Source organism: Pleurocapsa sp. PCC 7327, assembly GCF_000317025.1.
GTDB lineage: Bacteria > Cyanobacteriota > Cyanobacteriia > Cyanobacteriales > Microcystaceae > Hydrococcus.
In genome coordinates this window covers 3,447,953-3,469,598 of record NC_019689.1, presented here as the reverse complement: position 1 = coordinate 3,469,598, position 21,646 = coordinate 3,447,953, and the positions used below count along the sequence as shown (strand labels likewise).

Below are 21,646 nucleotides of genomic sequence, written 5' to 3'. Positions count from 1 at the left end.
CTTAAACTGTTTCCATAACTTGAGCGGATTTTTCCAATTTGAGTTCTTCTACAATTGCTATCAATTCGCGCTCAAAACTGACTTGGGCGCGATTGGTTTTTCCACCGATATAAAAGCGATCCCCCTCCTGCAATGCCCAAATTTGGGAATGAGAAACGTAACTCATCACTACCCCCGCCATCAACAAAGCAAACCCAGCATAAACGATTGGTACGCCTGGATCTGCCTTAATTTGCAATCCCGTACTGCCAACGAGTTCGAGGATCTTCAAATTTACTCCATTGATTGGTATCGCCATTCCAGAACGCACTGCACCGACTAGATTGCCTCGATTGTCGTAGACTACCATCGTGCCTTGCAGATCCCTGGCAATCAAGGAAACTCCTTCACTCAAATCGGTCTTTGTGGGAATCCACGTTCCCCAAAGGCGACCTCTTCCATTGGTATTCAACTGAGCCATCGGCAGTTGGAAAATGGGGCTATTATTAATTTGCACCCTTACTCCAGCAATCCCCCAATCGGTTTGATAAAAAGTCACGCCGCGATAACGCAGGGGTTGGTTAACATAAATTGTCTTGCGGTCTAATTCTTCTCCTTGCTCGTTAATAACAGAAAGATCGGAATAAAACTGATCGATCTCTCCATTAGGCGTGTAATCGATCCAAAAATGATTGACTTTAACTGCCCAATCTTTAGGAATTTGTGGCGCTGCTAGAGGACCTGATTCTAAAATATTTCCGATCTGAAATGTCTCGCCACTCGCCACCATTTCCTGTGCCAAAAAACCCGTGAGAGTACCCCAAATTCCTCCTGCCAAAATCATCAAAATCCCTGCATGAACGATAATAGGACCAATCCGTCCAATAATCCCTTTACGGGCATAGAGAGCATTACTTTCTTGAAAAACTTTATAGCCACGCTTTTTTAGCAAAGGAAGTAGAGATTTAGGCGACCCCGTATCAAGTTCTGCACTGAGAGCAAGTTTTTGAAACTGACGGGGCTGCTGATATAATTTCCAATGTCGAGCTGCTTTGAGAGCAGGAAATTGACGAGTAAAAGTGCAGGCAGTTAGACTCGTTCCAAACAAAATTAATAAGGATAAAAACCACCAAGTACTATAAACATGATTCAGCCCTAAAGTTAAAATAAATTTCCAGGTAATAAATCCAAATAATGCTGGATCTGTTGGATAATTTTCTTGATAAAATTGCAGCGATTGCCCTTGTTCTATAAGGGTTCCACTAACACTAAAAATGGCAATAACCAAGAGTAAAACTATTGCCAAACGAAGATCTGTAATAACTTTTATAAGGTAACGAAATCCTTGTTGAGGTAGAGATAGCAACTCTGAGGGATTCGATGAATCTGAAATTGTCATTTGATTTTAGATTTTGGATTTTTGGAGCAATGCAGATAGTTTTTGATAAATTTCTTGGTAAAGATCGGGATATTAAAATTAGGATGAGATCGGTTTAAAAACTTCCTACAGGAAGCCGAGATAGAAGAGAAAAGACCCCAAATACTATTAGCAGCACTCCACTTGCCGGCTTAATCCAACCCGACCAACGACGCAATTCTAGTAACTTTTTGAGAGAAGCCGTAAAAGTCCCCGCTACAATCAAGGGTGTAACATATCCGCCAGTATAGGAAAGGAGCAATCCCGCTCCCAGTAATAAGTCTTGCGTCGAGGCAACCCAAGCGAGTAGACTTGCCAAAACGGGGGTGCTGCAAGGAGAAGCAACCAAACCAAAGGTTAAACCTAATAAATAGGAACGCAAACCAGTCGGAAATTCTTCTTTAATCCAATCGGTAGCTCCCAAGGAAGGAAAGCGCAAGGGCAGCAATGCTAGTAAATTCAGCCCCATGATAATCGCGATCGCGCTCACCAAAATGGGCAGTCCGATGCCGACTTGTCCGTAAACCCGTCCTAAAGAGGCGGCAATAATTCCCAATCCTGCCAGCGTAGTCGCCAATCCTAATGAAAACCAAGTAGACTGAACGGCAGCCTGCCATTTCCCTTTTGCCTCATAACCGCCAATGTAGCCAATCGTAATAGGCAACATCGATAACATGCAAGGTGTCAAGCTAGTCAGCAGTCCTGCCAGGAAAATAATCGCAAGGCTAACCCCGCTCAGATGAGTTAACTGTAGGGAAACCAGGCGATTGGCAAATTGTTCGAGTTGGTAAAGTTGAGTTTGTAGATGTTCGAGCATTTTTATAAAAAGCTTACCCTGGTTGAATTGTAACTCAGCGAGCCGACTGCCAACCACGCGATCGCATTTGTGCAAAGGAAAACTGGGAATGATAGATTAAATTTATCATTGGCTAAGTTAACAAGGCTCGGTCAAATTGCAAAAATTAAGGATTAACCAAAACAGTTTAAAATTAGCCAGCAAAACATTTTGAACGTTGAACTCTAAGCTTTAAACTTTGAACTAATCACGATCCCAATTGATTCTAACCTTATTCTTTATTTTCCATGCTGTTAGCCTTTCGATTTCAATCGCCCGGTCCGATCGTGTTTGAGATAGGATCCGTAAGCATTCGCTGGTATGGGTTCTTAATTGCCTCTGCCGTCTTGATTGGGGTGACTTTATCGCAATATTTAGCCAAGCGTCGTAATATTAATCCAGATTTAATTGGAGATTTAGCTATTTGGCTAATTATTGCTGCTATTCCCTCTGCGAGGCTCTATTACGTCATTTTCCAGTGGCAAGAATACGCCCAACGTCCCGGCGATATCTTAGCAATTTGGAAAGGGGGAATCGCCATTCATGGGGCAATTATCGGAGGAACATTAGCAGCAATGATTTTTGCACGTCTTAATAAAATTTCCGTTTGGCAATTGCTCGATATTGTCGTTCCCGCACTTGCTTTGGGACAAGCGATTGGACGTTGGGGCAATTTTTTCAATTCGGAAGCTTTTGGTAAGCCAACCCATTTACCTTGGAAACTTTATATTCCCCCTAGCAATCGCCCGCCGCAATATCTCGATTATGAGTATTTCCATCCTACTTTTCTCTACGAATCAATCTGGAATTTACTCGTTTTTTTGTTGCTGATGTATATTTTTTTGTGGGGATTGAAACATCGAGAACGCCTAAAAGTGGGTACGATCGCCTTAGTCTATTTCGTTGCTTACAGTATCGGTCGCTTTTGGATTGAAGGATTGCGTATCGACAGCTTAATGTTTGGTTCTTTAAAAATGGCTCAGATGGTCAGTCTAACTCTAATTCTTCTTAGTTCGATCGCACTTGTATGGGTTTACTGGTTTAGGCGTTCCTTACCAGATGTAGTTCCCAGTAGCGACTAACACTATCCAATGACTAATGACAAAGGACAACTGAGCGATCGCTAAAATGACACAAGTTATTGAAATTCTATCAGCTGAAGAGATACGCCGCACCATTACCCGATTGGCTTCTCAGATAGTCGAAAAATCGGGGGATCTTTCTCAAGTTGTTTTATTGGGAATTTATACTAGAGGCGTTCCCTTAGCTTCCATGCTAGCCAATCAAATCGAGATCCTCGAACGAGTCAAGGTTCCCATAGGAGCGATCGATATTACCTTTTATCGGGACGATCTCGATCGCATTAAGACACGAACTCCAGAGAAAACTAAAATTTCTTTCGATCTCACTGGCAAAATAGTTATTCTAGTAGATGATGTTATTTATAAAGGGCGCACTATCCGCGCTGCTCTGAATGCCGTTACCGAATACGGCAGACCCCAAGCTATTCGTTTGCTAGTCTTGGTCGATCGCGGACATCGAGAATTGCCCATTCATCCCGACTTTATTGGGAAAAAACTCCCCACCGCTTCTGAGGAACGAGTGAAAGTCTATCTTCAGCAAGTGGACGGACGCGATGCAGTCGAGTTGATTAAAGGATAAAAACTAGCTCTACTCGCCAGAGCCAGTGCCGTTATTGAGCAGGGAAAAGATGGCCTGATGCTCTTGCGTTTCTTCAAAGTTTGGCGTTTTGCGAGTATCGTTAATGAGCCAATCGAGGGCAGCGGCTTTCATATCGATTGACGCTCCGGTTTTATCGACGCAATAGCGACCAAAGACTAATTTATTCTCCAATCGGACTCCCGACCCCAGACGGGAATAATCAAAAATGATGCTGTTATCCACTGTAGCGCCACTACAAATCCTACAATTCGGACCGATCATAGAAGGTCCGATAATCTTGGCGCCATCGTCGATTTTCGTCATTCCCCCGATATAAACGGGACCCGTAATCTCTACTTTATCCCAATTAACCGCTACGTTAAGCCCGGTATAAATGCCCGGTTTGACCTCAATTCCAGGAATCTCGACATTTTTAATTTCCCTGAGCAAAATAGCTCGAATCGCATGCCAGTAGTCGGGGACTTTCCCGATATCTACCCATTCAAAATCCATATTGACAGCGTAGAAAGGAGCGCCTTTCTCGACTAGCTTGGGGAATAGCTGACTGCCGAGGTCGTATTCTATGCCAGGTGGAATAAAGTCGATGACTTCTGGTTCAAAAATATAAATTCCCGTATTGATTTGGGTGCTTAAGGCTTCTTCAACCGAGGGTTTTTCTTGGAAAGCGATAATGCGATCGCTCTCGTCTGTGACGACTACCCCATAGCTAGAGACGACTTCTTTAGGCACGGATTTGGTAACGATTGTAGCGATCGCGCCTTTTTCTTTATGCCATTTGACGGCTGCAGTTAAATCTAGATCGATAAGCGCATCGCCGCAGAGAACCACGAAAGTCTCGTCAAAAAACGGATTAAAATCCTGAATGCGCCGTAAGCCTCCTGCCGATCCTAACGCCTCTCCCACCAACTTCCCATCGTCAACGATCCGCCCTTCAAAGGAATAGGCAATTTGAACGCCAAAGCGCTGACCGTCACGGAAATAATCTTCGATGCGATCGGCTAGGTGACTCACGTTTACCATTATTTGGTCAAAGCCATGCTCTCGTAGAAGTTCTAGTAAAAACTCCATCACTGGCTTTTGAAAGATGGGAATTAGTGGCTTGGGAATCTCATAGGTAATCGGTCTTACGCGAGTTCCTTTACCAGCCGCCAGAATCATGGCTTTCATGAATACTTGTTCCTCACCTATGGCGCGAATGACAATGACTATGATGAATAATAATGCCCAGTTTAGCACTTACCTCGCAGAAATCGAGAAAATCGTTTTCAACGAGGGGACAATCTAGCGAACCACTTGAATTGTAAGGTCTTGATAAAATTCAGCTTGAGATAGCTCCACTTTAGACTGAGAACACAGCAACAACAGCGCCCAGAAAACGCCAACTTTATCCTTAGCTTTAGGAGTTTCTCCCATAGCTCTGGCATCGTTGAGCGAACTTTGCGCCCACCAGTTCAACAGTTCTTCTAGCTCGATTTGCGTCTTTTCGGGTGCTAGCTGCGGCAACTCAAAGGTGAGAAACTGTTCTAAGCGGCTAGCTAACTCGGTCAAATTTTCCTGATGAGCGAGTTGAGCGATCGTGCGAATGGCTTCTCGGCGAGATTGAGGGCGAGAACGCTCTACTACAGCAGCAGGAGCAGAGACTTTCTCTAATTCGGCAGCAATTTGTTCGATTTGCGCGATCAGCTCTTGCAGCGTCACCCGTCGTCTGCGAAGAGGCGGTGCTGAAGCTCGCCTGCGGATGCGGCGTTCTAAATCCCTCGGTAGGGAGCGTTGGGGATTTTCTTCTTCTAATAACTCTAATTCTTCCGGGGCAATGTCTTCTTCATCGGCTTCAAGACTTGCTAAGGTATCGGCTTTGAGTAACACTAGCATTGATGCCCACAAGAAGGCTTGCCCGAATTTAGGTAAATTTGTCTGTCCTCGAACGGCATCGATCTCGTCGGGGAGTCCCAACTCCCTCAAAAAACGGTCGATAATGTCGATCGCGGGAACATCCCAAGGGTCGATTTCTCCGTTTTGTGCCAATTCGATTAAGGTGGCGATCGCTTCTTGAGCAGGCGTTATCATAATCAATTAATGAACTGCGAACGATTAACGATCTAAAGCTAGATGGCGAACATCTCGATAGCCGATTTACGTCAAAATTATACTCTTGCAGGCTTAAGCGAAGCCGATGCCGATCGCGATCCCTTCCAACAGTTTCAAGTCTGGTTGGCGGAGGCAGTCGCAGCTCAGCTGCCCGAACCCAATGCCATGACTTTAGCAACGATCGCGCCAGATGGCAAACCTTCAGCCCGTATGGTCTTGCTCAAAGATTTCGACGAACAGGGTTTTACGTTTTATACCAATTACAACAGTGCCAAAGGACGGCAGTTAATCCAAACTCCTTGGGCGGCGTTGGTGTTTTGGTGGGCGCAACTAGAACGCCAAGTCCGCATCGAAGGTAGAGTTGAAAAAGTCTCCGCCCAAGAATCGGACGAATATTTTGCCAGTCGTCCCGAAACCTCCCAGCTAGGGGCTTGGGTATCCAATCAAAGCCAAGTTATTGCCAGTCGCGAGGTTTTAGAGAAGCGATTTGCCCAACTCAAGGAAGAATATGCCGGACAAGAAATTCCCCGCCCGCCTCACTGGGGGGGATTTCGAGTTATTCCCAATTCGATCGAATTTTGGCAAGGTCGCCCCAGTCGCCTGCACGATCGCCTGCGCTATCGCTTGCTCGAAGATGGGAGCTGGTTGAGAGAACGGTTAGCGCCCTAGTAGGGGCATGGCATGCCATGCCCCTAGGAATTCAGGCGTTGCAGGGATTTTTGAAATTGGGATTAGATATCCAAATCGGTAAATTCGAGTCGAGAACCGTGGGTTTCGATGAATTCTCGTCTGGGAGCAACGCGATCGCCCATTAACACTGTACAGATGCGATCGGCTTCGGCGGCATCCTCAATCTCGACTCGCTTGAGGGTGCGGGTTTCTGGGTTCATCGTCGTTTCCCAAAGCTGATCGGGCATCATTTCCCCCAATCCTTTGAACCGTTGGATAGTGTAATTTGCATTGGCAGGGAACTGATTGATAATTTGAGCTTTTTCGCGATCGCTATAGCAATAGTAATGATTGCGACCTCGCTCTATTTTATAGAGGGGAGGACAAGCGATATAAATGAAACCGCGATCGACCAATTCCCGTTGATATCGATAGAAGAATGTGAGCAACAAAGTGCGGATGTGACCGCCATCCGAGTCAGCATCGGTCATAATCACGATGCGATGATAGCGCAACTGCGACGCATCAAATTCTTCTCCTTTGATTCCCAATCCCAGTGCCGTAATTAACGACTGAATTTCGTTATTTTTGTAGATCTTGGCATCATCGGTTTTCTCGATGTTGAGGATTTTTCCCCGTAGCGGCAGAATCGCTTGAAAGCGCCTGTCTCTTCCCTGTTTGGCGCTGCCACCAGCTGAATCCCCCTCCACGAGGAAGATTTCTGACTCGCTGGGATCTCTAGAACTGCAATCGGCTAATTTTCCTGGCAAGGGAGAAGATTCTAAGACCGATTTGCGGCGAACTAATTCGCGGGCGCGACGGGCAGCTTCAGCCGCTTTGAAAGCTTGAACGGCTTTTTCTATAATCGCATCGGCAACTTGAGGATGAAATTCTAAGTACTCGTTCAAGGCTTCCCCGGCGATGGAATCAACGATTCCTCGAACTTCTGTATTGCCAAGTTTAGTTTTAGTTTGTCCTTCAAATTCGGGTTCGGGAACTTTGACGGAAATGACCCCCGTCAGTCCTTCTCTGACGTTTTCTCCAGCAAGGTTAGGCTCGTTGTCTTTAATTTTATTTCGTTTGCGAGCCACGTTATTGAGCGTGCGCGTCAGAACGGTTTTTAATCCTTCTAAATGGGTTCCCCCATCAATGGTGCGGATATTGTTGGCAAATCCTAACAAGTTGTCGCTGTAAGCATCAACGCACCACTGCATGGCAACTTCGAGTTGAATGCCATTTTTTTCTCCCGACACATAGATAATGTCTTGGTGTAAGGGTTGTTTTTCCCGACACATGTAAGCGACGTATTCTTTGATTCCGCCTTCATAGCAATAGGTCTCGACGTGGGGTTCGCTCCCTCGCTTGTCGGAAAAGGTAATTTTGACTCCTGCATTGAGATAGGCAAGTTCTTTCAATCTTCCGGCGAGAGTGCTATAGTCAAACTCAATACCGCCCGTAAAGATTTGCAAGTCTGGTAAGAAGGTGATAGATGTTCCCGTGCGCTCTTCCTTCTCTGGCTTGATTTCCAACTCGGTAACGGGAATGCCCCTTTCGTAGCGCTGGGTGTGAACTTTGTTGTCTCGCCAGACAGTAACTTTTACCCATTCCGATAAGGCATTGACGACGGAAATGCCAACACCGTGCAGTCCGCCTGAAACTTTGTAACCGCCGCCGCCAAATTTCCCGCCAGCGTGCAAGACTGTCATGACAGTTTCGAGGGCTGACTTGCCAGTGGTGGGATGGGTATCTGTGGGAATACCGCGTCCATTGTCGGTTACGGTGACGGAACCATCGGAGTTAATATCGACTTCGATGTGGGTACAGTAACCTGCCAACGCTTCGTCAATAGAGTTATCTACCACTTCGTAAACGAGGTGATGGAGTCCTCTCGGTCCAGTCGTACCAATATACATCCCCGGACGCTTGCGTACGGGGTCTAGACCTTCAAGAACTTGAATCTGTTCTGCACCGTAGTTACTCGTGCTCGTCATAAAATTCCTCAAATCAAGCTAAGAGCCGCCGAACGACTCTCTTGACAGCAAAATCCTCAAAAATTCTAACACAAAAGGGTTACAGACGGCTTTAGAGCAGTTCTAAGGAAAGTTTGTTAAGGGCTGAACCCCTACTAAAAAACTTTTTCTCGAACGCTTTTGATTGATACAATTGTACCATAAAAAGCGCCTAGAGTAAAAACGCTCCTCAGACTTTACTGAGTTTATGCAATAAAAAATCTTTGTGATGCTAAAAATGCATGAAAAATTATTATCTGTAACAAAAAATACAATATCCTTCATTAAAGATTGTAAATTGAAAGAATCGATCGCTACTACTTTTGTGCATAAAGCCAAACTAAATGCATGATAAAAACAAGCTTATTCTTGGGATTTAGGAAGGAATTAGCTGACGACACCTTAACATGAGAAACCAACTAAACTGGTGCGACCGACCCAGTAACTCTCAATGATTTAAAAATCCAAGCCTCAATGGAATTACTCCCCAAATTGACTGCCGAGAAAAATTGTCTAAAAAAGTATTTAATAGACATTTATTTCTCACAGAGATTCTAATTTACCCATGGGATCGAATTTCGACAAACTTTTGTTATCTGTAGGAAAATCTCTAAATCTTGCCTATTTTTTAACAGCTAGAAATTATCGGGAAAACATGAGCAAACTATCTAGACGCAAATTTATTTTAACCGCAGGTGCTACCGCCGCAGGCACAGTGATTCTTCATGGCTGCACCAGCAGCAATACTCAGACAACTACGCCGACATCTTCTTCCACTGCAACGACAAGTCCTGCTGCTGCCTCAGGTGACGGACCCGAAGTCACGACCGCCAAACTCGGTTTTATCGCGCTGACCGATTCGGCTCCCCTAATTATTGCTAAGGAAAAGGGTCTTTTCGACAAATACGGCATGACGGGAGTAGAGGTTGTCAAGCAAGCATCTTGGCCCGTCACGCGAGACAATTTGGAACTGGGTTCTGACGGTGGCGGCATCGACGGGGCGCATATTTTAACTCCCATGCCTTACTTGATGACAATGGGTCTAATCACCAAAACCAAGCAACCCCTGCCGATGTATATCCTCGCTCGCCTCAATACTAACGGTCAGGGAATTTCTGTTGCGAATACCTACAAAGATCTAAAAGTCGGTTTGGATAGCAAAGCCCTCAAAGGAGCCTTTGAAAAAGCAAAAGCAGGCGGCAAACAAGAAATTAAAGTAGCGATGACTTTCCCAGGCGGAACTCACGATTTGTGGATTCGCTACTGGCTAGCTGCTGGAGGAATTGATCCAAATAAAGATGTTTCTGTCATCCCCGTACCGCCACCGCAAATGGTAGCCAATATGCGAACTGGTAATATGGAAGCTTTCTGCGTCGGCGAACCTTGGAATGCTCAGCTAGTTAACCAGCAATTAGGGTATACAGCTATTGTGACGGGAGAACTTTGGAAAGATCACCCAGAAAAAGCCTTCACTATGCGCAAAGATTGGGTCGATAAAAATCCCAAAGCAGCTAAAGCACTTCTGATGGCGGTAATGGAAGCCCAGCAGTGGTGCGACAAGCCAGAAAACAAAGAAGAAATGTGCCAAATTATCTCCCAGGATAAGTGGTTAAAAGTTCCAGTCAAAGATATTTTGGGACGCCTGAAAGGCGAGATCGATTACGGCACGGGCGTCGTCAAAAAAGATTTCCCCCAATTAATGAAATTCTGGTCAGATAATGCCTCTTATCCTTTCAAGAGTCACGATTTGTGGTTTTTAACCGAAAACATTCGCTGGGGATATATTAAGCCAGATACGGATACGAAAAAGTTAGTCGATAAAGTCAACCGCGAGGATCTTTGGAAAGAATCGGCTAAAGCACTAAAAGTTGCCGATGCAGAGATTCCTAAGAGTACTTCTCGCGGTGTAGAAACCTTCTTCGATGGCGTGCAGTTCGATCCAGAAAAGCCAGAAGAATATCTCAAGAGTCTGGCAATTAAGAAAGTATAGAAAGTCAGTTGTTAGTAGCTAGTCGTTAATAGTATTTGTATTTTACTAATTGCTAAGGCTCGCTACTAACTCCCCCATACCAACTAACTACTAACCAAAAACCAATAACCGATCGAAATGACTGCTAATCTACGAACTCGTTCCCAAAATAATATATTGGCTTCTCTGTTACCTGTCCTGCAAAAATCGCCCAGAAAAGTTATTGCGCCCATTGTAGCGATCGCAATTTTCTTAATCGTTTGGCAAATTTTAGCCGGGGGATCCAAGTCTGGGATTCCCGCACCTTTAACGATTCTCCAAGAAACTTGGAATCCGCTCATCATCAATCCTTTCTTTGACAACGGCGGAACGGATAAAGGGTTATTTTGGCAAATTTTAGCCAGCTTGCAAAGGGTTGGGATTGGCTTCTCTCTATCCGCTATTGTTGGGATTGGTTTGGGCATTTTGATTGGTTCCAATCGCCTGATGTTCGATGCTCTAGACCCAATTTTTCAAGTGTTGCGAACCGTTCCCCCTTTAGCTTGGTTGCCGATTTCTTTAACGGCATTTAGTCAGGCAAACCCTTCCGCTATTTTCGTGATTTTCATTACAGCAATTTGGCCCATCATTATCAATACTACGGTAGGAGTTCAACAAATTCCTCGCGATTACCAAAACGTCTCGCGAGTTTTGCAACTCTCTAAAGTTGAGTATTTTTTCAATATTCTTTTTCCCTCAACCGTTCCGTATATTTTTACGGGGTTGCGCATTGGGATTGGTCTATCTTGGCTGGCAATCGTCGCTGCTGAAATGTTGGTAGGCGGCGTTGGCATCGGCTTCTTTATTTGGGATTCCTACAATAGCGGCCGTCTCAGCCCCTTAATTCTCGCCCTCGTCTACGTCGGGATCGTTGGTTTCTTACTAGATCGATTGGTTGGCTTTATTGCTAGTCTCGTCGTTCCCGAAGAACAGAAGTAAATTTCTTTGTTAGTGCGAGCATCTTGCTCGCGCGGGTATGATGCCCGCACTACATTCAAATTCTTTCTATTGAATAATGTCTTCTTTTATCGAAATCGATCGCGTTGATAAAATCTTTTCCCTGCCAAATGGCGACAGTTATATCGCCCTGAAAAATATCGATCTAAAAATCAAAAAGGGAGAATTTATTTCTCTAATCGGACACTCCGGTTGCGGAAAATCTACCTTACTCAATATCATTGCCGGATTAGATAGATCGACAGCGGGAGGAGTGGTTCTCGAAGGTCGGGAAGTAAGAGAACCGGGACCCGATCGCATGGTTGTCTTTCAAAACTACTCCCTCTTACCCTGGCTGACAGTACGCCAAAATATCGCCCTGGCAGTCAATCGAGTTCTGGGCAATTTGTCCAAAGGGGAACGGCGAGGCATCATCGAGCATAACATCGATTTGGTCGGTCTGAGACACGCAGCCAACAAACGTCCGGCAGAACTATCTGGGGGAATGAAACAACGAGTTGCGATCGCCCGCGCCCTCGCAATTCGTCCCAAAGTGTTGCTGCTAGACGAACCATTTGGGGCGTTAGACGCGCTGACCAGAGGCAATTTGCAAGAGCGATTGACGCAAATTGTCGAAGAGAACCACGTCACAACGATTATGGTGACGCATGATGTAGACGAAGCGCTACTGCTTTCGGATCGCGTGGTGATGCTCACCACTGGTCCAGAGGCACATATCGGACAGATCCTCGACGTACCGATACCCCGTCCTCGCCATCGTCTGGAAGTGGTCAACCATCCCAGTTACTATGCGATGCGCAACGAGATCGTCTACTTCCTCAACCAGCAGAAACGCGCCAAAAAAGTCGGACAAGTTCCCCACAAGCAAGTCGCGATCGCTCGTCATGGCTTAGAAAAAATTAACCTGGAAATCGGCTTTATTCCCTTAACCGATTGCGTACCGCTCATCGTTGCCCAAGAAAAAGGTTTCTTTAAAGAAGAAGGATTAGAAGAAGTTAATCTCAGTCGCGAACCGAGTTGGAAAGCGATCGCCCAAGGCGTGGCAACGGGACGTTTAGATGCAGCGCAGATGGTCGCTGGAATGCCTTTGAGCATGACCATCGGTGCGGGGGGGAAACCGTCTGTTCCCATCATTACCGCGTTGGTACTCAGCCGCAACGGCAATGCCATCACTCTGAGCAAACAGTTCCAGCAGTGGGGAGTCGAGACTTTACGGGATTTGAAAGCTGCCCTAGCCAACAATTCCGATCGAGTGCATACCTTCGGAATGGTTCACCCATCATCGATGCACAATTTGCTTTTGCGTTACTGGCTCGCTTCTGGCGGGATCGATCCCGATCGCGATGTCAGCCTAACCGTCATTCCGCCGCCGCAAATGGTCGCCAACCTCAAAGCCGGAAATATCGACGGCTACTGCGTCGGGGAACCTTGGAACTCCCGCGCCGTTTATGAAGGACTCGGCTACGTCATCGCCACCGACTTAGACATTTGGGCGAGTCACCCAGAGAAAGTGTTAGGAGTACGGGAAGACTGGGTAGCTAAATATCCCAAAACCCATATCGCCCTCGTCAAAGCTTTACTGAAAGCTTGCGAATACTGCGACGATCGCCGCCATCGGGAAGAAATCCTCGACTTACTCTGTCAGCCGCAATACGTCGGCTCCTTACCAGAGTACACTCGTCCCGGCTTCCTCGATCCCTACAATCGCGGCACGGGGGCACCCCCAGAACGGATCTTGCGTTTCAATCAGTTTCATGTAAACCAAACCAACTGTCCCGGACGGGTAGAAGGCTTGTGGATTCTCACCCAACTTGCCCGTTGGGGATACGCGCCTTTTCCTAGAAACTGGATCGAAATTTTAGAGAGGGTACGCCGTCCCGATCTCTTTGGCGAAGCCTGTCGTCAGTTGGGCTTGCCCGATATCGAACCCGATCGTCATAGCTTTGCGTTATTTGATGGCATGGTGTTCGATCCAGACGATCCGGTCAGTTATATCGAACGTTTTGACATTCGACGGGAGTTCCGCATCTCGGAAATTCTCATCGACGAAACTATAGCAGTACAGCAGTAACGATTGATACCTAAAAATGCAAGCTATCACCAATACCGAACCAAAGTCAGTTCGAGAAAATAAAACTTTGCTCTCGATTAATGGAGTTTCCAAGGTTTATCCCACGCCTAACGGTCCTTATCCAGTCTTGGAAGGGGTCGATCTGACCGTTTCTGAAGGCGAATTTGTCTGCCTTATCGGTCACTCTGGTTGCGGAAAATCAACTCTGCTGAACATGGTGGCTGGATTCAATCAACCGACGACGGGAGAGGTAAAGCTACAGGATAAACTGATTACCAAACCCGGCCGCGATCGCATGATGGTGTTCCAAAACTACTCCTTACTGCCTTGGAAAACTGCCTTGGAAAACGTTTATCTGGCAGTCAAGGGGGCTTATCCCGACAAAACCAAAGCCGAGAAAGTGGCAATTGTCGAGGAACATTTGGCAATGGTGGGATTGACGGAAGCCGCCAATAAAAAGCCAGCCCAATTGTCGGGGGGGATGAAACAGCGAGTCGCGATCGCCCGTGCCCTCGCAATTCGTCCGCAAATCTTGATTTTAGACGAACCCTTTGGGGCATTAGACGCGATTACTAAAGAAGAATTGCAAGACGAACTGCTTAAAATTTGGCGGGAACATCGCCTGACGGTGTTAATGATTACCCACGACATCGATGAAGCGTTATACTTAGCCGATCGCTTAGTCATGATGACCAACGGTCCTGCTGCTAAGATTGGCGAAATTCTCGAGATTCCCTTCCCCCGTCCTCGCGTTCGCGCCCGCATCCTCGAAGAGCCTGCCTACTACGAACTGCGCAACTACGCCCTCGACTTCCTCTATCACCGTTTCGTCCATTCAGAAGATCCCACGGAAGCGGATACAACCGCGCAACTACAAGTCAATCCCGCTCTCAGGGCAGCAGCAATTGTCGGTGGACTGGCAGCCGTTGCTGTAGTTGGATTTGGATTGATGCAATTGACTCCCAAACAGCCGCAAACGTCAACGCCAACGCCGCAAGAAACCCCTATCGGCTGGTAGGATTGGCCATTGGTCATTAGTCACTGGTCATTAGTACAAAGGACAAGTGACAAATCTGGAAAGCACGCGATCGCTCTCCCAATTGTGAAGCTTTGTTACCAAAGATGTTAAGCTCTATTTCAACTTTGCTCGAAATCGACCAAAATCGGTCGTAGAGAGCGGAAGTCCGTGGTACGATGCAATCCGTAACTTGCTTACGGATTAGGAGAAAAGCCTTGTTGTTAAGGGTTGCTGTTGTTGGTTCGGGTCCGGCTGGCTCTTCGGCTGCCGAAGTACTAGCAAAAGCCGGAATTGAAACCTATTTATTCGAGCGCAAGCTAGACAATGCCAAACCTTGCGGCGGTGCGATTCCGCTGTGCATGGTAAGCGAATTCGATCTACCGCCAGAAATTATCGATCGGCGCGTCAGAAAAATGAAGATGATTTCGCCGTCGAATATCGAGGTGGATATCAATTTAGAAAACAAAGATGAATATATTGGCATGTGCCGTCGGGAAGTTCTCGACGGTTTTATGCGCTCGCGCGCTGCCAAATTAGGGGCAAACCTGATTAATGGCACCGTTTATCAATTAGATATTCCCAGCAATAATACAGACCCTTATACTCTCCACTATGCCGACTATTCCAATGGCGATGCTCAAGGAGTCATCAAGACTCTCAAAGCTGATGTCGTGATTGGGGCAGATGGCGCTAACTCCCGCATTGCCAAAGCCATCGATGCCGGGGATTATAACTACGCGATCGCGTTCCAAGAGCGCATTCGCCTGCCAGAAGATAAAATGAACTACTACGAAGAACTGGCAGAAATGTACGTCGGTAAGGATGTTTCCCCCGACTTCTATGCTTGGGTCTTCCCAAAATACGACCACGTTGCCGTAGGAACGGGCACGATGAAGGTCAACAAGGCAATCATCAAAGACCTGCAAATGGGGATTCGTACCCGCGCTGCTCGTAAACTAGAAGGCGGACAAATTATCAAAGTAGAGGCACATCCCATTCCCGAACATCCCCGTCCCCGTCGCGTCGTCGGTCGAGTTGCCCTCGTAGGAGACGCAGCAGGAACCGTTACCAAGTCTTCTGGCGAAGGGATCTACTTTGCGGCAAAATCGGCTCGCATGTGCGCCGAAACCATTGTAGAAGCTAGCAACGGCGGACAGCGCCTTCCCACTGAAGACGACCTCAAGCTTTATCTCAAGCGTTGGGATAAGAAGTACGGCATGACTTATCTCGTGCTGGATATCCTGCAACGGGTCTTCTATCGCACCGATGCCACCCGCGAAGCGTTTGTAGAGATGTGTGCTGATAAGGACGTACAAAAAATGACCTTTGATAGCTATCTTTACAAGACGGTAGTACCCGCTAATCCCCTCGTTCAGATGAAGATTACGGCTAAGACCATTGGCAGCCTTCTGCGGGGTAATGCCTTAGCGCCTTAGAACTGTATTCGGTCACATCAATTCGCAATACAATCAGTGGGCAGTTTAGACTCACCACTGATTGGGAGCCAGTGAAATCAAACTTTCAGTGGGAGCCTGTACTCCCTAATTTATTAATTGCGAATTGCGAATTGTCAATTGGCAATTGTTTTGGTCAACTCAACAACTTGAGCCACCAAGATACAAGGGCATTTATTTGTCTTTTTGTCTTGGTGGTCGATTTTTTTGGAGCGCGATCGCGACCCGACCAGCCTATCATTTGTAAAAAAGAGTTGATAAAGAACAGTTTTTTCAGATTCAACTGGTTAAGATCGAATCAAGAAAAGCGTTTTGATATAAATTGTTTTCAGAGTCCGTTATGTCCTATTCCTTCGATTTGGTTGGAGTAGTACCAGTTTTAAAATTCTTTGAACATCAACAACGAGTCGAACAAAATCCCCGTCGAGGGAAAGCTTATTTGGGAAGCTATCAATGTACCCTCGATGCTTTCATTAAATCGACTCAAACCATCCCCTACAAACCCAATTGGGATTGGGATGAAGTAGTTCGGACAATCGTTGAGTTTTGGGTTAAGCACGAAGCTAAGGTAAGATACTGGAAGAGCGAATTAGAAACATTGGGACAGGAAAATGTTATCGTTGCCCAAGTTGTGAATTTTGAAGCAATGCGTACCGAATTAGAATCTTTGTTTGATTTCTAATTTTTAAGGACAGGACTTACGTAAATACGCTATATATAGCGTATAGCTCAAATGAGCTTCAGGCGAATTGAAGGAAATTTGAGTTCCCGGTGAAATTCCTCAACTTTCCAACGCAGGTGGCACTCTTTTTTTACATCAACTAAACGATTTTTTTGAGAGGACAATAATAAATTTTCCCTAGTTGCTCAATCAACTGCATCAACATATAATATATAATTTATTTGCGTAAGTCCTGAAGGATAAAAGAAAATTTTTGACAATTTTGAATAATCTAGGGCTATTTGATTCTAGTAGCCAGAGAATAAATTCTCTGTCTAAAATACTCAAGTCCGTTCAAACTGATATCTTGCACTATTCTCAATAGCCCCCTCGACTGAAATCGCTGCCTCATATATAAAGTCGTCTTAAGACGAGTGAATAAATATTCAGTCCATTTTAATGGACTTTACATGTAAGCCAGGAAATTGATTTCCTGGCGGCTAGCCCGACAGGTGCAAAATCTTACTTCAAACGGACTGAATATTTGGAGACAAGAAATTTATTTCTTGGTGAAATCAAGTCACGGCAAAATAACCCTGTGGATAATCCTAAACATATCGAAAAAATCGGTTAAATAATGCACGAGTAAATAGCGATCGATAATCACACAAGAGCAGGTAAAAACTCATGAAAGCTACTTTTGGAGCCGGGTGTTTTTGGGGTGTTGAGGAAGCTTTTCGGAACGTTGAAGGAGTAATTTCTACCTCAGTAGGCTATATGGGAGGACACTTTCCCAATCCCAGCTATTTGGATGTTTTATCAAGAATAACCGGTCATGCCGAAGTCGTACAGCTCGATTATGACCCCGATCGCACTAGCTACGAAGAACTTTTAGAAGTATTTTGGTCGATTCACGATCCGACTCAGCTTAATCGTCAAGGTTCCGACCGAGGCGAGCAGTATAGATCTGTCATATTTTATTATAATAACGAACAAGAAATGGCAGCAAGGCTCTCTAAACAAAACCTCCAGCGATCGAGTCGCTTTAACAAAGCAATTGTCACCCAAATCCAACCCTCAACGGAATACTATCTAGCTGATGAATCTCATCAGCAGTATTTGGCAAAGAAAAGACAACGCGAGAGTTCGTTGAGAGAAGTTTGATTAGGATGCATCTACTCGAAAATTCCTTGCTAATCTAAAAGTAATTTCTATTGAAAATCTTAACGATGTTACTAAAACTTCTAGAAAAATTGGGTCGCATGCGCATTATTTACGACAGAGATAACGTGCAACCTTATATGTACCGTTACTATTTATTGTTTAAAGATAAGTTGACCGACGAGGAAAAAGCGCGAGATCTTCCCTTCAATATCATGCTGCACAAAATTTGTTTGAGCGATCCCGACGAACTCCACGATCATCCCTGGTGGTATGCAACGCTGATTTTAAAAGGTGGCTACTGGGAAATCAAGCCTGAAGGCAAATTTTGGCGAGGTGTTGGGCATTTTCGCATCAGTTCGCCTCAATCTCTGCATCGGTTAGAAATTCCAGAAGGTTCGGATGGAGCTTGGACATTATTTTTCAGAGGTTTTAAGGTGAGAGATTGGGGATTTATCAAAAATGGGCAATGGATTTTTCATAGAGATTATCTCGAACGCAGGAAGCTCGCCAAACAGGAAACAGAGGAATTTTGATGAGTTGGAGGTAACCGTTCTCGATTAGTTTTGACTTTTTAAGTTAATATCCGCTTAAATAATAGGCATAATCAGGAAATTTAATGGCTTGCAAAACTTTAAGACTTGAAAAAATCATAAAAGCAAATGCACCGACTAGCAAACCAATCGCAGCACTGTAGACATCGACAAGATTAGCGCAAAGATAACCAACGGTAAAATTGAGTGCAAGAGCGGGTAATAAAGCTTGCAATGCTTCCTTAGCCCGATTCAAACTAAACAATAAAATTCCGTTGAACAATCCGATCGCAAAAAACAAATATCCAAAACAGCCCAAAAGCGTTTGTGATGTTTCTTTTGCTCCTAAATTGAGGGGGTTGAATCCACCAATAACAATCGTAAATGAGAAGATAAAAAACAGCACTGTTAAGAGGATCGCTAATCCATAGAGATACCGTAATTTTTTGACAAAAGCGCGGCTTGTTATTAGAGTTAATTGTTTGGCGCGATCGTACCAATAACGAATGAACTTATAGCTCAAATATTCCACCCAAGGAACGAGCATCAGGAAATTCAGCAGCGCTAAATCCATGTCTCTTTGATAGTCGGAATTAATCGCAAAAATTAACCCGGAAGCCGGATCGATCGCCCAACCCGCTATTAAGCGATCGGCAAAAATAAAACTAAAATAACCGATTCCGTAGAAAAAATAAGGAGCCAGTAAATAGATAAGAGCGCTCAAATGGGGTAATTTGACTTCGGCACTGCCATCACAGGCATGTTTTCCCTTATTAAAAGCGATCGCGACTAAAACGCTCGCTGCTGCCAAAGCAATCGAAGTCGTTGCAATTTGAGCCGCGATCGCGTCCATTCCCAAACGCACTCGCAATAGAAGAAATAGCAGGCTGAATCCGAGCAGAACGAAAGCCTCGGCCTTAGAAAATAGAACCGAAAGCATCGCGATCAGCATCCAAAGCAAACTGAGCAATAAATAGTAAATAGCAGCCAAAATCAAATATTCATCGGCGACGAGACTGCGATAAAAACCAAACCAAAGTCCGACCAAACAAAGAAGAATGCTTGCGGCAGCACCTAAGTAGAAAATGGGCAGGCAAACTCGACGCGCTTGCAACGGCTCTCCCAAACCAATGTAGAATGCTCCTCGGCGGCTAATCATCTGCACGAAACCGCCGCTAGTACATAGACTCGCCAAGGTTGCCAGCGTAATCAGCGACGCTAGCCCAAGCGGCAGCGATCGCCCTTTACCTTCCAGTCCGATATACTCCAAAAGCAACGTTAAAATTAGCGGGATGGCATAGACAAAGCTGCGAGAGAATTGCTCGATAAAAATCCCGATTTCTGCGCTCGCCCGCTTCCAAAACCTCTGGCGCGCAGGTAAAGGCTGGCGAGAGGGAGAAGGGCTATGGCGCTCGTAGATATATTTGCCCAAAGAGAGCGCATTAGGAAAATTAAATTCTTTTTGAATAACGCGATCGGTGTAGCCTAAAGATTCAATAATGGCAGTTGTCTGCCAATAATTTACCATTTGCGGGTTGACGCTCTCGACTGCCTCAAGCAACTCCTGTAACTTTTTCTCTGGCAAATTCATTGGTGTCCTCGTCTGTCTTCAAGCGATCGATTAACTGGCGATAGGTTTTCAAATGTTCTTCCAGAAAGCGCTTCTCAGTAAACAACTCCAAAGCGCGATCGCGTGCCCGCCGACCATATTGCTCTCGCTTCTCTTTGGGAAGTTCTAGCAGCTTGAGAATGGCTTGGGCGAGTTCCTGCGGGCGATGAGCTTGTACCAGCAATCCCGTATCGCCTAGCGCCTCGCTGACTCCGCCAACATCGGTAGAAACAATAGTCGCACCGGAGAGCATCGCCTCAATCACAGCATAGGGAAAGCCCTCAGAAATACTTGCCATGGCGACCACATCTGCTTCGCTGTAAACGCGCCAGGGTTCGCTAGTAAACCCGGCAAAATTAATATTCTCCTCTATCTTGTAGTCGCGCACCCGTTGCTGACATTCGGCAAAATACTCTTCATCGGAGGCTTTTCCGTAGAAGCGAAACTCCACGTTAGGAATTTTATCGCGAACGATCGCGGCGGCTTCGATCAAATCGAGTTGACCTTTGAGTGGAAAGATCAAGCCCATATTCATCACTAGCGGGCGTTCTTTCTCGACGCTTGGAGTCGGGTAAAATTTATCGGGATCGGCTCCGTTGTAGATGACCTTAATTTTCTTGTCCGGCACGCCCCACCACTTTTCCCAACGAGAATTGTACGCGCAAACCGGAGCGACGCGATCGGCAAAGTGATAGTTGAGTTTCACAACCGCCGCCATCACTCGATACATAAACAGACAGACAAAAGGGGAATCGATGCTGCGATTGAGGTTGAGGTATTGCTCCCGGATATTGATCCCGTGTTCTGTCAGTAAATAGGGCGTACCTCGTTGCAATTTTGCAATAACGCAGGGCAAGCCACAAAAAGCGGCTGCCGACGAGTGAGTTATATCCGTTTCGGGGACGGGGAGGTGGATAGAAATCAGGAAATGGTACAACAAGCGCATGACTTCTGTCAGTTCGGCGATCGTCAGGCGCTTGGGGTCGTACTGCTGCTGCCAATCGGCAAGCGCCCATCGCCCAAAAGCAGACCACACGAGAGGCGATTTCATGGTCTTGTGGTAATCGTAGCGCAGAAAGTATTCGTGAATCGCCACAAGCAAGCGTCCGAGCGCTTCTATATCCGACTTGCCAAAGAGAATAGCTTGCAGAAAGCGATCGAACAGGGGAATGAATCGCTTTTCAATCGTCCTTTCAGTCGCGTTCGTTTTGCTCTCGATCGCCTTGGAAAAGGGAAAGCGCCAAGAGTATTCCACGGGATCTTCGATTCCCCACAAAGGCACTTTGACTACCTGGCGGACATTCGAGGATAGCTCGTAGCGCAGCGGCAGGTAGGGATTGGCGACGAGGACAAAGAGTTTGAAATCGACTTCGGGCATTCGCTGGGTGAGAACGTGGCACCATGTACTCACCCCTCCTTTATGAAAGGGATAAGTGCCCTCTGTGGTCAATAGTACGCAAGGTTTCATTATCAGTGATTAGTGATTAGCGATCG

At 45.8% G+C, this 21,646-nt stretch carries 18 protein-coding genes and 1 pseudogene; 11 read left to right on the top strand and 8 right to left on the bottom strand.

The genetic code is table 11. The features are described 5' to 3' along the window. Nucleotide 1: 1 nt before the first annotated feature. Together PLE7327_RS15455 and PLE7327_RS15450 are read right to left on the bottom strand one after the other, a co-directional pair. Nucleotides 2-1,378 (bottom strand): cytochrome c biogenesis protein, encoded by a 1,377-nt coding sequence (locus PLE7327_RS15455; protein WP_015144744.1) that lies wholly within the window; start codon nt 1,376-1,378, stop codon nt 2-4. A gap of 94 nt (nt 1,379-1,472) precedes the next feature. Continuing rightward, on the bottom strand, nt 1,473-2,213 hold the full coding sequence (locus PLE7327_RS15450; RefSeq protein ID WP_015144743.1) for a cytochrome c biogenesis protein CcdA: 741 nt from the start codon (nt 2,211-2,213) through the stop codon (nt 1,473-1,475). A gap of 266 nt (nt 2,214-2,479) precedes the next feature. Here PLE7327_RS15450 and lgt point away from each other — a divergent pair, with 266 nt between their 5' ends. Continuing rightward, nucleotides 2,480-3,313 (top strand): prolipoprotein diacylglyceryl transferase, encoded by an 834-nt coding sequence (gene lgt / locus PLE7327_RS15445; RefSeq protein WP_015144742.1) that lies wholly within the window; start codon nt 2,480-2,482, stop codon nt 3,311-3,313. Between the two features lie 46 nt (nt 3,314-3,359). Further along, nucleotides 3,360-3,893 (top strand): bifunctional pyr operon transcriptional regulator/uracil phosphoribosyltransferase PyrR, encoded by a 534-nt coding sequence (gene pyrR, locus PLE7327_RS15440; RefSeq protein WP_015144741.1) that lies wholly within the window; start codon nt 3,360-3,362, stop codon nt 3,891-3,893. Nucleotides 3,894-3,902: 9 nt separating this feature from the next. Here pyrR and PLE7327_RS15435 read toward each other — a convergent pair whose 3' ends face one another. Continuing rightward, entirely contained in the window at nt 3,903-5,081 is a 1,179-nt protein-coding gene (locus PLE7327_RS15435) for an NDP-sugar synthase (RefSeq protein WP_041392207.1), read from the bottom strand. A 114-nt stretch (nt 5,082-5,195) separates the two neighbouring features. Next, complete coding sequence (locus tag PLE7327_RS15430; protein ID WP_144266211.1) at nt 5,196-5,984, bottom strand: segregation/condensation protein A; 789 nt, start codon at nt 5,982-5,984, stop codon at nt 5,196-5,198. Between the two features lie 39 nt (nt 5,985-6,023). Here PLE7327_RS15430 and pdxH point away from each other — a divergent pair, with 39 nt between their 5' ends. Continuing rightward, the gene (pdxH, locus tag PLE7327_RS15425) at nt 6,024-6,671 is read left to right on the top strand and encodes a pyridoxamine 5'-phosphate oxidase (RefSeq protein ID WP_015144738.1); all 648 of its coding nucleotides are present in this window, start codon (nt 6,024-6,026) and stop codon (nt 6,669-6,671) included. A 62-nt stretch (nt 6,672-6,733) separates the two neighbouring features. On the opposite strand, the gene gyrB is transcribed toward pdxH, so the two are convergent. Further along, a complete protein-coding gene (gene gyrB, locus PLE7327_RS15420) occupies nt 6,734-8,662 on the bottom strand; it encodes a DNA topoisomerase (ATP-hydrolyzing) subunit B (RefSeq protein WP_015144737.1) in 1,929 nt (642 codons plus the stop codon). A 673-nt stretch (nt 8,663-9,335) separates the two neighbouring features. On the opposite strand from gyrB, the gene PLE7327_RS15415 reads away from it, so the two are divergent. The 6 genes from PLE7327_RS15415 to PLE7327_RS15390 all read left to right on the top strand — a co-directional run bounded on the left by PLE7327_RS15415 (nt 9,336) and on the right by PLE7327_RS15390 (nt 16,870). Then, nucleotides 9,336-10,670, top strand: coding sequence for a CmpA/NrtA family ABC transporter substrate-binding protein (locus tag PLE7327_RS15415; protein ID WP_041393411.1), 1,335 nt, complete (start codon nt 9,336-9,338; stop codon nt 10,668-10,670). Between the two features lie 117 nt (nt 10,671-10,787). Beyond that, on the top strand, nt 10,788-11,627 hold the full coding sequence (gene ntrB, locus PLE7327_RS15410; protein ID WP_015144735.1) for a nitrate ABC transporter permease: 840 nt from the start codon (nt 10,788-10,790) through the stop codon (nt 11,625-11,627). A gap of 76 nt (nt 11,628-11,703) precedes the next feature. Beyond that, nucleotides 11,704-13,716: a nitrate ABC transporter ATP-binding protein gene (locus tag PLE7327_RS15405; protein ID WP_015144734.1), complete on the top strand. Its 2,013-nt coding sequence runs from the start codon at nt 11,704-11,706 to the stop codon at nt 13,714-13,716. A 16-nt stretch (nt 13,717-13,732) separates the two neighbouring features. Continuing rightward, nucleotides 13,733-14,734, top strand: coding sequence for an ABC transporter ATP-binding protein (locus tag PLE7327_RS15400; RefSeq protein WP_015144733.1), 1,002 nt, complete (start codon nt 13,733-13,735; stop codon nt 14,732-14,734). 218 nt (nt 14,735-14,952) lie between these two features. After that, nucleotides 14,953-16,170 carry a geranylgeranyl reductase gene (gene chlP / locus PLE7327_RS15395; protein WP_041393408.1) on the top strand — a complete coding sequence of 406 codons (1,218 nt, stop codon included), beginning with the start codon at nt 14,953-14,955 and terminating at the stop codon, nt 16,168-16,170. Between the two features lie 358 nt (nt 16,171-16,528). Further along, nucleotides 16,529-16,870, top strand: coding sequence for a hypothetical protein (locus PLE7327_RS15390; RefSeq protein ID WP_015144731.1), 342 nt, complete (start codon nt 16,529-16,531; stop codon nt 16,868-16,870). 77 nt (nt 16,871-16,947) lie between these two features. Here the strand turns inward: PLE7327_RS15390 and PLE7327_RS26660 are convergent. Beyond that, nucleotides 16,948-17,072: pseudogene (locus PLE7327_RS26660) on the bottom strand (transposase); the annotation flags it as partial. Between the two features lie 464 nt (nt 17,073-17,536). Here PLE7327_RS26660 and msrA point away from each other — a divergent pair. After that, nucleotides 17,537-18,013, top strand: a complete 477-nt coding sequence (gene msrA, locus PLE7327_RS15385) for a peptide-methionine (S)-S-oxide reductase MsrA (protein WP_015144730.1) — start codon at nt 17,537-17,539, stop codon at nt 18,011-18,013. A gap of 65 nt (nt 18,014-18,078) precedes the next feature. Then, nucleotides 18,079-18,546, top strand: a complete 468-nt coding sequence (locus PLE7327_RS15380; protein ID WP_015144729.1) for a hypothetical protein — start codon at nt 18,079-18,081, stop codon at nt 18,544-18,546. Nucleotides 18,547-18,589: 43 nt separating this feature from the next. Here PLE7327_RS15380 and PLE7327_RS15375 read toward each other — a convergent pair whose 3' ends face one another. Together PLE7327_RS15375 and pelF are read right to left on the bottom strand one after the other, a co-directional pair. Next, nucleotides 18,590-20,134 (bottom strand): hypothetical protein, encoded by a 1,545-nt coding sequence (locus tag PLE7327_RS15375; protein WP_015144728.1) that lies wholly within the window; start codon nt 20,132-20,134, stop codon nt 18,590-18,592. Beyond that, a complete protein-coding gene (pelF, locus tag PLE7327_RS15370; protein WP_015144727.1) occupies nt 20,097-21,620 on the bottom strand; it encodes a GT4 family glycosyltransferase PelF in 1,524 nt (507 codons plus the stop codon). The genes PLE7327_RS15375 and pelF overlap by 38 nt, the downstream gene beginning before the upstream one ends. Nucleotides 21,621-21,646: the final 26 nt, after the last annotated feature.

Excerpts from the sequence above, each read along its gene's own strand:
- PLE7327_RS15455 (WP_015144744.1), bottom strand. The coding sequence starts at position 1,378 with ATGACAATTTCAGATTCATCGAATCCCTCAGAGTTGCTATCTCTACCT.
- PLE7327_RS15450 (WP_015144743.1), bottom strand. The coding sequence starts at position 2,213 with ATGCTCGAACATCTACAAACTCAACTTTACCAACTCGAACAATTTGCC.
- lgt (WP_015144742.1), top strand. The coding sequence starts at position 2,480 with ATGCTGTTAGCCTTTCGATTTCAATCGCCCGGTCCGATCGTGTTTGAG.
- pyrR (WP_015144741.1), top strand. The coding sequence starts at position 3,360 with ATGACACAAGTTATTGAAATTCTATCAGCTGAAGAGATACGCCGCACC.
- PLE7327_RS15435 (WP_041392207.1), bottom strand. The coding sequence starts at position 5,081 with ATGAAAGCCATGATTCTGGCGGCTGGTAAAGGAACTCGCGTAAGACCG.
- pdxH (WP_015144738.1), top strand. The coding sequence starts at position 6,024 with ATGGCGAACATCTCGATAGCCGATTTACGTCAAAATTATACTCTTGCA.
- gyrB (WP_015144737.1), bottom strand. The coding sequence starts at position 8,662 with ATGACGAGCACGAGTAACTACGGTGCAGAACAGATTCAAGTTCTTGAA.
- PLE7327_RS15415 (WP_041393411.1), top strand. The coding sequence starts at position 9,336 with ATGAGCAAACTATCTAGACGCAAATTTATTTTAACCGCAGGTGCTACC.
- ntrB (WP_015144735.1), top strand. The coding sequence starts at position 10,788 with ATGACTGCTAATCTACGAACTCGTTCCCAAAATAATATATTGGCTTCT.
- PLE7327_RS15405 (WP_015144734.1), top strand. The coding sequence starts at position 11,704 with ATGTCTTCTTTTATCGAAATCGATCGCGTTGATAAAATCTTTTCCCTG.
- PLE7327_RS15400 (WP_015144733.1), top strand. The coding sequence starts at position 13,733 with ATGCAAGCTATCACCAATACCGAACCAAAGTCAGTTCGAGAAAATAAA.
- PLE7327_RS15390 (WP_015144731.1), top strand. The coding sequence starts at position 16,529 with ATGTCCTATTCCTTCGATTTGGTTGGAGTAGTACCAGTTTTAAAATTC.
- msrA (WP_015144730.1), top strand. The coding sequence starts at position 17,537 with ATGAAAGCTACTTTTGGAGCCGGGTGTTTTTGGGGTGTTGAGGAAGCT.
- PLE7327_RS15380 (WP_015144729.1), top strand. The coding sequence starts at position 18,079 with ATGTTACTAAAACTTCTAGAAAAATTGGGTCGCATGCGCATTATTTAC.
- PLE7327_RS15375 (WP_015144728.1), bottom strand. The coding sequence starts at position 20,134 with ATGAATTTGCCAGAGAAAAAGTTACAGGAGTTGCTTGAGGCAGTCGAG.
- pelF (WP_015144727.1), bottom strand. The coding sequence starts at position 21,620 with ATGAAACCTTGCGTACTATTGACCACAGAGGGCACTTATCCCTTTCAT.